At 66.9% G+C, this 11,657-nt stretch carries 15 protein-coding genes; all 15 read left to right on the forward strand.

Features of this window, described 5'->3' with window-relative positions:
* The 15 genes from AC1VNM_RS03915 (at nucleotide 1) to AC1VNM_RS03985 (ending at nucleotide 11,657) form a co-directional block, all read left to right on the forward strand.
* The gene (locus AC1VNM_RS03915; protein ID WP_483105933.1) at nucleotides 1-1,569 is read left to right on the forward strand and encodes an AAA family ATPase; all 1,569 of its coding nucleotides are present in this window, start codon (nucleotides 1-3) and stop codon (nucleotides 1,567-1,569) included.
* A gap of 481 nt (nucleotides 1,570-2,050) precedes the next feature.
* The gene (locus tag AC1VNM_RS03920; RefSeq protein ID WP_483105934.1) at nucleotides 2,051-2,515 is read left to right on the forward strand and encodes a RusA family crossover junction endodeoxyribonuclease; all 465 of its coding nucleotides are present in this window, start codon (nucleotides 2,051-2,053) and stop codon (nucleotides 2,513-2,515) included.
* Nucleotides 2,512-2,823: a hypothetical protein gene (locus AC1VNM_RS03925; RefSeq protein ID WP_483105935.1), complete on the forward strand. Its 312-nt coding sequence runs from the start codon at nucleotides 2,512-2,514 to the stop codon at nucleotides 2,821-2,823. Before AC1VNM_RS03920 ends, AC1VNM_RS03925 begins: the two co-directional genes overlap by 4 nt.
* The gene (locus AC1VNM_RS03930; protein ID WP_483105936.1) at nucleotides 2,820-3,101 is read left to right on the forward strand and encodes a hypothetical protein; all 282 of its coding nucleotides are present in this window, start codon (nucleotides 2,820-2,822) and stop codon (nucleotides 3,099-3,101) included. Before AC1VNM_RS03925 ends, AC1VNM_RS03930 begins: the two co-directional genes overlap by 4 nt.
* Nucleotides 3,098-3,322, forward strand: coding sequence for a DUF7696 family protein (locus tag AC1VNM_RS03935; protein ID WP_483105937.1), 225 nt, complete (start codon nucleotides 3,098-3,100; stop codon nucleotides 3,320-3,322). The genes AC1VNM_RS03930 and AC1VNM_RS03935 overlap by 4 nt, the downstream gene beginning before the upstream one ends.
* Nucleotides 3,319-3,504 (forward strand): hypothetical protein, encoded by a 186-nt coding sequence (locus tag AC1VNM_RS03940; protein ID WP_483105938.1) that lies wholly within the window; start codon nucleotides 3,319-3,321, stop codon nucleotides 3,502-3,504. Before AC1VNM_RS03935 ends, AC1VNM_RS03940 begins: the two co-directional genes overlap by 4 nt.
* Complete coding sequence (locus tag AC1VNM_RS03945; RefSeq protein ID WP_483105939.1) at nucleotides 3,501-3,899, forward strand: M48 family metalloprotease; 399 nt, start codon at nucleotides 3,501-3,503, stop codon at nucleotides 3,897-3,899. The genes AC1VNM_RS03940 and AC1VNM_RS03945 overlap by 4 nt, the downstream gene beginning before the upstream one ends.
* Nucleotides 3,900-3,910: 11 nt before the next feature.
* On the forward strand, nucleotides 3,911-4,147 hold the full coding sequence (locus AC1VNM_RS03950) for a helix-turn-helix domain-containing protein (RefSeq protein ID WP_483105940.1): 237 nt from the start codon (nucleotides 3,911-3,913) through the stop codon (nucleotides 4,145-4,147).
* Nucleotides 4,144-4,362 carry a hypothetical protein gene (locus AC1VNM_RS03955; RefSeq protein WP_483105941.1) on the forward strand — a complete coding sequence of 73 codons (219 nt, stop codon included), beginning with the start codon at nucleotides 4,144-4,146 and terminating at the stop codon, nucleotides 4,360-4,362. The genes AC1VNM_RS03950 and AC1VNM_RS03955 overlap by 4 nt, the downstream gene beginning before the upstream one ends.
* A gap of 21 nt (nucleotides 4,363-4,383) precedes the next feature.
* Nucleotides 4,384-4,836, forward strand: coding sequence for a hypothetical protein (locus AC1VNM_RS03960; RefSeq protein WP_483105942.1), 453 nt, complete (start codon nucleotides 4,384-4,386; stop codon nucleotides 4,834-4,836).
* A gap of 11 nt (nucleotides 4,837-4,847) precedes the next feature.
* Nucleotides 4,848-5,249: a terminase small subunit gene (locus AC1VNM_RS03965; RefSeq protein ID WP_483105943.1), complete on the forward strand. Its 402-nt coding sequence runs from the start codon at nucleotides 4,848-4,850 to the stop codon at nucleotides 5,247-5,249.
* Nucleotides 5,246-6,607 (forward strand): phage terminase large subunit, encoded by a 1,362-nt coding sequence (locus tag AC1VNM_RS03970; RefSeq protein WP_483105944.1) that lies wholly within the window; start codon nucleotides 5,246-5,248, stop codon nucleotides 6,605-6,607. The genes AC1VNM_RS03965 and AC1VNM_RS03970 overlap by 4 nt, the downstream gene beginning before the upstream one ends.
* Nucleotides 6,608-7,047: 440 nt before the next feature.
* Nucleotides 7,048-8,469, forward strand: a complete 1,422-nt coding sequence (locus tag AC1VNM_RS03975) for an SGNH/GDSL hydrolase family protein (protein WP_483105945.1) — start codon at nucleotides 7,048-7,050, stop codon at nucleotides 8,467-8,469.
* Nucleotides 8,470-8,479: 10 nt separating this feature from the next.
* The gene (locus tag AC1VNM_RS03980) at nucleotides 8,480-10,537 is read left to right on the forward strand and encodes a portal protein (RefSeq protein WP_483105946.1); all 2,058 of its coding nucleotides are present in this window, start codon (nucleotides 8,480-8,482) and stop codon (nucleotides 10,535-10,537) included.
* A 133-nt stretch (nucleotides 10,538-10,670) separates the two neighbouring features.
* Nucleotides 10,671-11,657: a hypothetical protein gene (locus AC1VNM_RS03985; RefSeq protein ID WP_483105947.1), complete on the forward strand. Its 987-nt coding sequence runs from the start codon at nucleotides 10,671-10,673 to the stop codon at nucleotides 11,655-11,657.

Below are 11,657 nucleotides of genomic sequence, written 5' to 3' on the forward strand. Positions count from 1 at the left end.
GTGGATACCGCCCTGCTCGATCACCTGGAAAGGGGCGCGCCGCCGATGACCGCACCCGACACATTGGCCGCGGCGAATCCACCGCCGCAGGCCTACGACGCCGATGGATACCTGCGCAAGCCGCCGCACTCGCTGGAGGCTGAGCAGAGCGTGCTCGGCGCACTCATGCTGGAGAACGGCGCCTTCGCCAAGGTCGCCGAGACCATCGGCGCCGGCGACTTCTACGCCCACGCCCACAAGCTGCTCTTCGGCGCGATCGCGCAGCTCATCGGCTCGGGCAAGCCAGCAGACGTCGTCACAGTGTTCGAGCAACTGGGCGATCAGGCCGAGCAGGCCCACGGGCTGCAGTACATCAACGCCATCGTGCAGGGCGTGGCCAGCGCGGCGAACGTTCAGCGCCACGCCGAGATCGTCGCCGAGCGCGCCACGAAGCGCGCCATCATCGCCGCGGCCACCGTCACGCTGGAGCAGGCCTTCGCCGCCGAGGGCACCGCAGCTCAGCTGCTCGATGACGCTAAGGTGTCATTCGCGCGCATCGCCGAGCAACGCAAGGTCGCCAGCTCCAGCCGCATCCCCGTCATGGCGCTCAGCCAGCTGCGCGAGCTCGCGCATTCGCTGAAGTGGATCGTCAAGGGCATCATCAACGCGGACTCGATGGGCATGGTGTTCGGCGCCTCGGGCTCGTTCAAGAGCTTCGTGGCGATCGACGCGGGGCTGCACGTGGCGCATGGGCTCCCGTGGATGGGCCGCCGCACCCAGCAGGGCGCCGTCGTGTTCGTCGCGGCCGAGGGTGGTACCGGCCTGTGGACCCGCATCGTCGCTTGGCACCGCGCCAGGCGGCTGCAGATCGGCGACGTGCCGTTCTACGTCATCCCGGTGGCCGTCGACCTGGGCAAGGACTCCTGGCGTGTCGTCGAGGCCATCCAGGCGCTCGGTATCCACCCCGCGCTGGTCATCGTCGACACGCTCAGCCAGACCTACAGCGGCGAGGAGAACAGCGCCAACGAGGTCGCCGGCTACTTCCGCGAGGTCGGCACGCGCATCCGCGCCCTGTGGCACTGCGCCGTCATGTTCGTCCACCACAGCGGCCACAACGCCACAGAACGCCCCCGCGGATCCAGCGTGATGCGCGCCAACCTGGACTGGATGCTGGGTGTCTTCCGCGACGAGAAGGAGATGCTCGCCACGATCACCTGCGCCAAGGTGAAGGACGGCGACCCCTTCGAAGACGCCACCTTCGCCGTGACCGTCAGCACCATCGGCACCGATGAGGACGGCGACAAGGTCACCAGCCTGGTCGCGCGCCACATCAGCAGCGCCGAGGAGATCCAGGAAGTCATGGACACCGAGGCCAAGGCCGGCCGCGGCGGCAACAACCAGCTGCTGCTGTCCCTCCTGCAGAACGGCTCCAAGGAATCCGACCTGCGCAAAGCCTTCTATGACGCCTGCGACGCCACCACTCCGGAAGCGCGCCGCCAGGCCTACCACCGCGCCAAGTCCTGGGCCACGAAGAAGGGCTTCTTCGAGGTCGCGCAGGGCCACATCCTCACCCTCAAGCCGGGAGCATGACCGTGACACAAAAACGGCCAAACGTGACAGAAAACGGAGTCAGCGTGACAAACGCGGAGCGTGACATCCCTCGCGCGCGCCCGGGAAACCCCTTCGGGGTGATGTCACGGATGTCACGCGTGACAGATGACAGCGTGACAGTGACATCTGAGCGTGACAGTGACAGTCACTCCCCTCCGGTCCGTGACCATCACGGTCACACGACGATTGTTGCCGGTGGCGCGGATGTCACAGCCACTGCCGAAAACTTCTGCCCGCCCTGCAGCGGGAACTGCCAGCAGGGGAGGGCATGCACGGCCGAGGCCGTATGCCATCGCCGACGCTTGCCATGCGGCGGCGCCAACTGCGACCACACCGACGGCTGTGTGCGGACGGCCAAGGTCGCGCCCACTCGCATCTCGGTGGCCGACCTGCTGCTGGGCGGCTTCGTGCTGGGCATGGCCGCAGCCTCGGCGTGGTTCTTGATCGCGGGAGGTGCGCCGTGATCGAGCTCGTGCTGCCGTATCCGGTCTCGGCCAACGTGTACTGGCGCTCGTTCGTGCCCAAGGGCCACCAGCGCGCCATCGTGACGCTGAGCGACGAGGCCAAGGCCTACAAGCAGGAGGTGGGCTGGAAGGTCCGCCAGGCCGGCATCCGTCGCCCGATCGCCGGGCGCGTGGTCGTGGAGATCGAGCTCTACCCGCAGCGCCCGCTGGACTGGGCCAAGCGCCAGCGCAAGCACGGCGACGCTTGGGACGACGACGTGCGCTGCATCGACCTCGACAACGCCAACAAGGTGCTGCTCGACTCGCTCAAGGGCTTCGCCTTCGACGACGACAAGTGGGTGCGCGAGCTGCGATCGCGCCGCATGGAGCCCGACGCCAACGGCGCGCGCGTCGTCATCCGCATCACCCCGCTGGCCAGCGCGCCGGCGCCGCAGCTGGACCTGCTGGGAGAGACCGCATGAACTGCAAGCCTGGAGACATGGCCATCGTCTATCGACGCCCGGTGTGCCCGGGCAGCTTCAACGGCGCGCCTATGACCGTGGAGCTGTTCATGGCCGGCACCGTTGTGCGGGTGACCGCGCTGAGCGATCGCTACGCTGGGTCGTGGATGCTCGAAGAGCCAGTCCGCGACGTTCGATGGGAGTCTTCGTTCGGTGGGTCCGGAACCGTCACGGTTTGCGGCATCCCCGACGAGTTTCTCCGCCCGCTGCCGCCGCTCTCCGAAGACGAGCTCGACCTGGTCGACGTGCCTGAGCAGGTGGCGGCGTGAGAGGCGTCGTCGTCAATCCAGACCTACTCGCGGCGTTGGACCACTTCGCCTCTTACCGCGGCCTGCCCGACGCCCCTCTCGAAGTCACGCTCTTCCGGCATGTGGCCAAGGACGGGTTCCAAAGCGCATGGACCGTCGAGCAGGCCTGCGGGACCGCTTACTCGCTGTTGTCCCGCGAAGACCTGGCCCAGCTGAAGCTGCAGTACCTGCAGAAGCGCATGCGCGAGATGGGTATGGCCGATCTGTACCAGCACGTGATGGGCGAGCCGCTGCCATGACCCCCGTCCAGCTCATCGACGGCCGCCAGGTCGACAGCGCCTCCGAGGAATGGCGGCTGGAGTGCGCCGAGCGCTACGTGGAGGCGCGCCGCGTCGCCGCCATGTCCAGCCACGATGAACGCAAGCGCCACATCGCCACCGTGCGCGCCAGCCGCGGCGACCTGGCCGCCGACCGCCTGCGCAAGGTTGCGCACCAGCTCATGCAAGGAGAACCGCGATGAACCGCGAGCCGCCCGTCTCCGACCACACCCGCTACGGCGCGAAGTACTGCATGCGTTGCAGCCGCTGGACCGATCACCACGCTTGCAACTGCCCGCTGCCCAACCCGCGCGAGCTGAAGCAGGAGCCTGCCAAGGCAGAGACGCCGCTCGGCTGGCCGTTCCCGAAGGGGGTGAAGCGATGAGCGGAACGCTGCAGATCGTCGCTTGCGTGTGGCTCAGCTGGTGCGCCCTGCAGCTGTTGCTGCTCCTGCTCGCACCGCTGCTCACCGGCGGCGCCAGCACCAACGGCATCTGGGTCTCCATCCCGCGCCACGTGCGAGAGCAGCTCACCGACGCCGAGCTGGCCGCCGTCATCGCCCACGAGCGCGGCCACCAGCACCACCTGCACGCGATCGAGAACCTCGCGTTGGCCTGCTGTTTCGTCCGCCGCACGCCCAAGCGTGCCCACCAGCAGGAGCTCGAAGCCGACGACTGGGCCGCCGCGCGCGGCCACGGCCCGGCGCTGGCCAACGCGATCCGCAAGCTCAGCCGCGCGCCCCTCGATCGCATCCGCGCTGACCGCCTCTCCCGCACCTGAGACCCACGACCATGCGCCGCATCCAGATCATCCGCAGCCGCCTCGGCCTTTCCCAGTCCGAGCTCGCCGAAGCCGTCGGCCGCACGCAGCCGCAGATCAGCGCGTATGAGCGCGGCGCCACCATCCAGCCCGAGGTGGCCGGCCGGCTCATCGAAGCGGCCCGGGCCCGAGGCCTCGACATCGGCTATGACCACGTCTATGGCGACGCGCCGATCCCGTACGCACGCGAGCCGCAGGCGCAGCCATGAGCGTCAGCGACTTCGAGGCCTCGTCGTGCACCGGCAAGAAGGCCTACAGCGTCAGCCGGGCCCGGCGCCTGGCGCGCGATGTCAGCCGCCGCCACGACGAGCCGATGCAGGCGTACCACTGCACGTTCTGCCACGGTTGGCACATCGGCCGACCGAAGAGCGCCGGGCAGCGGCAGAAGAAGCGCAAACAGCGTGAAGAGTTTCAACCGGGCTGACGCCCACAATCAGGAGTCGCGATGACCACGATCGCATGGGACGGCCAGACGCTGGCCGGGGACAAGCGGACCAACTTCGGCGGCATGCACGCCACCACCACCAAGGTGCATCGCATGCCGATCGGTCCGTACCAGGGCGCGCTGGTCGCCGGCGCCGGCCCGGCCGTCCTCATCCAGGAGATGCTGCGATGGATCGCGACCGGCGCTGAGCCGCAGAGCTTTCCGCAGTCCAACCGGATCGAGGAAAAGTGCTGCTGCATCCTCGTGGTCACGTCGGAAGGGCGCCTGCTCTACTTCGACAACACGCCCGATCCGATGACCATCGAGAACGAGAAGTTCGCCATCGGCAGCGGACGCGACTTCGCCATGGCGGCCATGTTCCTGGGTAAGGATGCGGTCGAGGCCGTTGTCGTTGCGTCCGCCCTCGACACCGGAACCGGAAACGGCGTCGACGCGTTGCGTCTGGACCGCTGACAATCGAGACCATGCCCCGCCACTCAACCGAACTCACCGCCAAGGAGCAGCGCTTCGTCGCCGAGTACTTGGTCGACGGCAATGCCACGCGCGCGGCCAAGGCGGCCGGCTACAGCGAGCGGTCAGCCATGCGACAGGGATCGCAGCTCTTGGCCAAGCCGCACATCCGCGCCGCGATCACCCGGGCACTCAAGGAGCAGGAGAAGCGCACGCTGATCACCGCCGACCTGGTGCTCAAACGCATCGACCGCGTCGCGCAGAAGGCCGAGGCCGCCGGCGACTACAACGCGGCCAACCGCGCCAACCAGCTGCTGGGTCAGCACTACAAGCTGTTCACCGAGAAGCACGAGCACGGCGGCATGGGCGGCGGCCCGATCCACTTCAACATCACGGCAGCCGAGGCTGAGCATTGAGCTTCGCCCCCACCGCCAAGCAACGCGAGGCGATCGCCGGCATCCTCGCCAGCGCCGCGACGTGGCTGCTGCTCTACGGCGGCGGCCGCAGCGGCAAGACCTTCCTCATCGTCCGCACCATCGTGCTGCGCGCGCTCAAGGCCGCGGCGTCGCGCCACCTGATCGTGCGCTTTCGCTTCGTCCACCTGAAGTCCTCGATCCTGGCCGACACATTCCCCAAGGTGATGCGCATCTGCTTCCCCGGCGTGCATTACGTGCTCAACCGCACGGACTGGTTCGTCACCTTCGACAATGGAAGCGAGATCTGGTTCGGCGGCCTCGACGAGGGCGAGCGCATGGAGAAGCTGCTCGGCATGGAGTTCGCAACCATCTACTGCAACGAGTCCAGCCAGATCAGCTGGGCCGGCGTGATGCTGCTGCTGACGCGCCTGGCGCAGAAGGTGATGCAGCTCCTGCCCGGGCGCGGCGAGGTGCCGCTCAAGCTGCGCTTCTTCTTCGACTGCAACCCGCCGTCTAAGGCGCACTGGTCGTTCAAGATCTTCAAGCAGAAGGTCAACCCCGAGACCAAGGAGCTGCTGGCCAATCCCGACGACTACCAGTCCTTCCAGATAAATCCCGAGGACAACCTGGAGAACCTGTCCGAGGAGTACATGACCGTGCTGGACGGACTGTCGGAGCGAATGAAGCGCCGCTTTAAGCGCGGCGAGTTCGCCGAGGCCACGCCCAACGCGCTCTTCGACGAGGCCACCATCGACCGCTGGCGCGTGGCCGACGGCGAGCAGCTGCCCGACTTCGTGCGCATCGTGGTATCGGTCGACCCATCCGGTGCTAGCGACGACGAACAGAACGCGGACAACGACGAGGTCGGCATCAGCGTCGACGCGCTGGGCACCGACGGTCGCGCCTACCTCCTCGAGGACCTTTCCGTCAGCGGAGGCCCGACGACCTGGGGACGCGTCGCGGTGCAGGCCTTCATCCGCCACAAGGCCGACCTGGTCGTGGGCGAGAAGAACTTCGGCGGCGGCATGGTGAAGCTCACCATGCAGGTCGCCGCCCAGGCGCTCGGGGTGAAGGTGCCGTTCAAGATGGTCACGGCCAGCCGCGGCAAGGTGCAGCGCGCCGAGCCGTTCTCCGCGCTGTACGAGCAGGGCAAGGTGCGGCACGTCGGCATCTTCGCCAAGCTGGAGGACGAGCTGTGCGCCTTCTCCACAGGCGGCTACACCGGCGAGAAGTCGCCCAACCGGGCCGATGCGCACGTCTGGGGCCTGGCCGAGCTGTTCCCCGCGATCGTGAAGCCGGAACCAGCGAAGGCCAAGGAGGAACCTATCCCCATGGTGTCGCACTTCGCTCGCCGATAAACTCCCGTCCGTGCGCGTGGCCGGGTGCCTGAGAGGCTGAAGGGTGGCGCGATGCAAAAGCGGGGACGAAGGCTGCACGCGAGCCGATTGAGTCATCGCTCATGGGTTCAAATCCCATCCTGACCGCACGCACACCATCACGACGCATCGCGTCCGCTGAGTAGAACGAGCCGCCAGCAGCTCATCCCTCCCGAGGATGAACTGCCATGCCAACGCTCAATAGCGGCTCGACGAACATCACCCTTTCCGCCGGCCAGGCGCTCCGATTCGACGCTGGAGGCGATGGCCTCGCTGTCGCTCAGGTCAACGGCCACCCCGGATCCCCCAAGCTCATCGGAGCGGCTCCGGTGCTTATGGGCCCATATCGCGCCGGCACCACCATCGCCATCCAGGCCAATCGGCCGATCAGTTGGACCGTGGTCACGCCCTGGAGCGGCAACATGCCGGTTTCCACGGACGGCCAGGGCACGCTGTACGACGCGACCGGGGCCAGCCTGAGCGTCAGCGGCAGCGGCGTTCCAAGCGTGCAGGCCCGTCGCGCAGTGTTGATGGGTGATTCGCTCAAGGCGCTTGAGGTGTGTCTGCCAACCGCTGACACGCCGATCTACGGCAGCCCATTCTCGGTGCCGCAGAGCCAGCTCAACCCGCGCGGCGTCTTCAACTGGGTCAACGCCCTGTGCGGCCAGCCGTGGACCCTGGTCGGCGCGCGTGGTGTTTCGGGTGAGAACTCGATCCAGATCCTGGCGCGTTGGCCCGATGTGATGGCCGACGCGCCCGATGACGTCTTCATGGACGCGGGCCGGAACGACGTCACGCAGCTGTCCACGACCTACGGCGGCGACGCCGCGTTGTGCTTCAGCACCACGGTTGCGAATGTGACGTCGATGTGGGACCAGGCCGCCAAGGCGAACATCCGCGTCTTCTACGAGTCCATCTCGCCCAAGCAGGTCAGTTCGGGCGAAGGCACGCCGGAGAACACGCTGGTCGTGCGCATCAACACCGAGCTGAAGCGGCTGGCCGCTCTGCGCAAGAACGTGGTCTTCATCGACACCTTCTCGGCGCTGATCAACCCGGCCATCGTCCAGGGCTACGCGATCGCATCGCTCTACGTGGACACGACGCACTGGGCCACCAACGGTGCCGTGCGTCAGGCGCTGCTCTTCGTGGCGATGGTCTCGAAGTACGTCACGCCCAACCCCACGCTGATCTCCAGCCAGAACGACTGCTTCCAGAAGAACTCGCTGAGCACCAACGTGCTGGCCGGCATCGAAGGGCTGATTCAGGGAGCCCAGGATGCTGCGGTTGCGACCGGGACTGCCGGCACGAAGCAGGTCTCGATGACCGTAAGCCGAGTGGCTGGCTCTGGCACCGCGACCTACTCGATCGGTGCGGCTCCGGTCGTGCCTGCGCCGATCGGTGACGGCATCACTTCGATCGGCAACTCGCTGCGCCAGGTCGTGGCCTCGGCCGTCGCCGGCGAGATCCATCAGGTGTCGCTGCCTGTCACCTCCGGACCGTCGTTCGCGCAGCTGGGCGCCGGATCGTTCCTGCAGGGCGAGTGCCTCGTGCAGGTGAGCAGCGCCAGCGGCCTGATCAGCGTGGCCTGCGAGGTGGTCATCGCCTACACCGGCGGTTCGCCGGCAGGACCGACGCGCTCGCGCACGATGTACCCGGTGAGCCTGACATTCGACGGCACCGACACCCTGAACTACACCGCGCAGTTGAAGACGCCGCCGGTGCAGATCCCGGCCAACGCCACGGGCCTGACCAGCATCACCATCAACTGGTACACGCTGTTCAGCAAGGCCGGCGGCGCCACGGTCGACATCTCCCGCGCTTCCATCCGTAAGGTCACCGCCTGAGGGGCGCGCCATGGCCAAGTCCAAGGAACAACGCCTGGCCGAACTGCACAGCGAGGCGCTGATCGAGTTCGAAGCGATCCAGATCGCGCTGCGCGACGAGCGGCTGCAGTGCCTGCAAGACCGACGCTTCAACTCCATCGCAGGCGCCCAGTGGGAAGGACCGCTGGGCGAGCAGTTTGAGAACAAGCCGCGGTTCGAGTTCAACAAGACCCACCTGGCGGTCATCCGGATCATCAACGAGTACCGCAACAACCGGATCACCGTCGACTTCCAGCCGCGCGACGGCGCCGACGACGACAAGCTTGCCGACGTGTGCGACGGGCTCTACCGCGCCGACGAGAAGGCCTGCACCGCCGACGAGGCCTACGACAACGCGTTCGAGGAGGCCTGCACCGGCGGCATGGGCGCGTGGCGGCTGCGTGCCATCTACGAGGACGAGGAAGACGACGACAACGACCGCCAGCGCTGCGCCATCGAGCCGATCTACGACGCCGACAGCTGCGTGTTCTTCGATCTCGGCGCCAAACGTCAGGACAAGTCCGACGCGCAACGCTGCTGGGTGCTGACGCCCTTCACGCGGCGCGAGTACGAGGACACCTTCAACGACGACCCGGCAAGCTGGCCCAAGCTCATCCAGAACGCCTACTTCGACTGGTGCACGCCGGATTACGTGTGGGTGGCCGAGTACTACCGCGTCGAGGAGGCGCCCAGCGTCGTCTACTACTACGCCGGCCTGGACGAGAGCGCCCCGCCAATGAAGGTAACGAAGGAGGAGCTCGAAGCCGACCCGGCGATGGCCGACGAGCTCGAGGCCACCGGCTTTCAGGTCATCCGCGAGAAGCGCGTCAAGCGTCGCGTGGTGCGCAAGTACCTCATGAGCGGCGGCAGCATCATTGAGGACTGCGGCCGCATCCCGGGAAAGCACATCCCCATCGTCGTGACGTACGGCAAGCGCTGGGTCATCGACGGCATCGAGCGCTGCATGGGCCATGTGCGCCTGGCCAAGGACGCGCAGCGCCTGGTCAACATGCTGCTGTCGTGGCTGGCCGAGATGGCCGCGCGCTTCGACATCGAGAAGCCGATCGTCTCGCCCGAGCAGATGGCTGGGCACGCCAAGATGTGGTCCGAGGACAACGTCGAGAAGTACCCGTATCTGCTGCTGAACATGATCAACGGCGAGGACGGCAACCCGATCCCGGGCTCGCAGGTCCCGATGGGCTACACGAAGGCGCCCAACGTCCCGCCGGCGATGGCAGCGCTCGCGCAGCTGGCCGGCGGCCTCCTCGAGGACCTGCTCGGCGCCCAGCAGGCCGGCGAGGAGATGCAGCCCAACATCAGCGGCAAGGTCGTCGAGCTCATCCAGAACCGCCTGGACATGCAGACCTTCATCTACATGTCCAACCACGCCAAGGGCATGAAGCGCAGCGGCGAGATCTGGCTGTCGATGCAGAAGGACATCGTCGTGGAGCGCGGCCGCCGCATGAAGACGATCGACGCGTCGGGCAAGACCTCCAGCGTCGTGATGAACCAGCCGGAATACGACGCCGAGTCGATGCAGGACGTCGTCGAGAACGACCTCTCGAAGGCGGACTACGAGGTCGACGTCGAGGTGGGCCCGAGCAGCAGCAGCCGGCGGGCCGCCACCGTGCGCGAGCTGACCGCCATGAAGCTGGGTACGACCGACCCGGAGACGCTGTCGGTGCTGGACAACCTGATCCTCATGAACATGGAGGGCGAGGGGCTGTCCGACGCGCGCGACTGGTCGCGCAAGCGCCTGGTGCAGATGGGCGTGATCAAGCCCACCGAGGAGGAGGCGCAGCAGATGGCGCAGGCCGCGGCCAACACGCCGCCGGACGCAAACGACCAGGCGCTGCGGGCGCTGGCCGAGGAGTCTGTCGCCAAGGCAGGAAAAGCACGCGCAGACACGATCGAGACGCTGGCCAGCGCGGATCTGAAGCGGGCCCAGACCGCCGAGACATACGCCAAGGCCGTGGGCGAGCACAACAGCCAGTTCATCGCCAGCACGCAGCTGCTGCAGGGCATCCTCAACGGCGCCGAGACGGCGTAGACGGGCAAAGCTATTTGCCGCGCCGATATTTGGCACGCAGATTATCTGCATCACCGATAACCGACAGCCGCAGGCATCGCCTCGCGGCTGTTGCGTTTCGACAATGCCGGCAGTCCAACGCCCCGGCACTGCAATGAAGCTCCCCACGCCCCGTTTCTCCAAGCTGCTGCTGGCGCTGCTGCGCCCGTACCAGCTCCGTGTCGTTGATGACGAGGAGGATGGCGAGCAGGTCGTCGAGGATGGTGACGGCGGTGCCGAGGAAGATCCTGACGAGAACGACGACGCTGAAGGCGAAGTCGCACAGGACGGCGACGGTGAAGGGGATGGCGCCGACAGTCCCGACGACGAAAACGCTGAGCTGGTCGTCTCGCTCGGCGAGGGAGACCCGGAGGTCTCCGATGATCCCGAGGCCGAGAAGTCCCCCGTCATTCGCGATCTGCGCAAGGCCCACAAGGCGCTGATCCGTGAGCGCAATCAGCTGCGCGAGCAGATCCGCACGCAACAGACCGGCGCCGCTGCGCCCGCCACACAAGTCGCCATCGGTCCCGAGCCCACGATGGAGGACGCCGACGTCGACTACGACGCGGAGAAGTTCAAGGCCAAGTACAGCACCTGGATCAAGGCGAAGTCCGAAGCCGATCGCGCACGCGAGGAGACCGAGCGCCAGCAGAAGCAGGCGGCGCAGCAGTGGCAGACCACCGTCGACTCCTACAAGGCCGCCGGTGCCAAGCTCAAGGTGCGCGACTTCGACATTGCCGAGTCGACGGCCATGGAGTACTTCGACACGACGCAGACCGGCATCATCCTGCACGGCCTGTCGCCCGATCGCGCTGCGCTGCTGATGTACGCCGTCGGCCGCAACCCCAAGGTCGCCAAGGAACTGGCGTCGATCAAGGACCCGGTGAAGTTCGCTTTCGCCGTGTCCAAGCTGGAGACCGAGAAATTGAAGACCACGAGCAAGAAGCCCGGTCCGCCGCCGGCCGAGCGCGCGCTGCGCTCCACCACGACGGCCGCCGCCGCGGTTGATCCGCAACTCGACCGCCTCCAGAAGGAAGCGGACCGCACGGGCGACCGCACCAAGGTCGCCAAGTACATCCGAGAGAAGCAGCGGGCGGCTTGA

This window comes from Mitsuaria sp. MSU3D (assembly GCF_056867975.1).

Coding starts and splice junctions, on each gene's coding strand:
- AC1VNM_RS03950 (WP_483105940.1), top strand. CDS start 3,911: ATGCGCCGCATCCAGATCATCCGCAGCCGCCTCGGCCTTTCCCAGTCC.
- AC1VNM_RS03945 (WP_483105939.1), top strand. CDS start 3,501: ATGAGCGGAACGCTGCAGATCGTCGCTTGCGTGTGGCTCAGCTGGTGC.
- AC1VNM_RS03940 (WP_483105938.1), top strand. CDS start 3,319: ATGAACCGCGAGCCGCCCGTCTCCGACCACACCCGCTACGGCGCGAAG.
- AC1VNM_RS03980 (WP_483105946.1), top strand. CDS start 8,480: ATGGCCAAGTCCAAGGAACAACGCCTGGCCGAACTGCACAGCGAGGCG.
- AC1VNM_RS03960 (WP_483105942.1), top strand. CDS start 4,384: ATGACCACGATCGCATGGGACGGCCAGACGCTGGCCGGGGACAAGCGG.
- AC1VNM_RS03985 (WP_483105947.1), top strand. CDS start 10,671: ATGAAGCTCCCCACGCCCCGTTTCTCCAAGCTGCTGCTGGCGCTGCTG.
- AC1VNM_RS03955 (WP_483105941.1), top strand. CDS start 4,144: ATGAGCGTCAGCGACTTCGAGGCCTCGTCGTGCACCGGCAAGAAGGCC.
- AC1VNM_RS03975 (WP_483105945.1), top strand. CDS start 7,048: ATGCCGGTTTCCACGGACGGCCAGGGCACGCTGTACGACGCGACCGGG.
- AC1VNM_RS03925 (WP_483105935.1), top strand. CDS start 2,512: ATGAACTGCAAGCCTGGAGACATGGCCATCGTCTATCGACGCCCGGTG.
- AC1VNM_RS03935 (WP_483105937.1), top strand. CDS start 3,098: ATGACCCCCGTCCAGCTCATCGACGGCCGCCAGGTCGACAGCGCCTCC.
- AC1VNM_RS03965 (WP_483105943.1), top strand. CDS start 4,848: ATGCCCCGCCACTCAACCGAACTCACCGCCAAGGAGCAGCGCTTCGTC.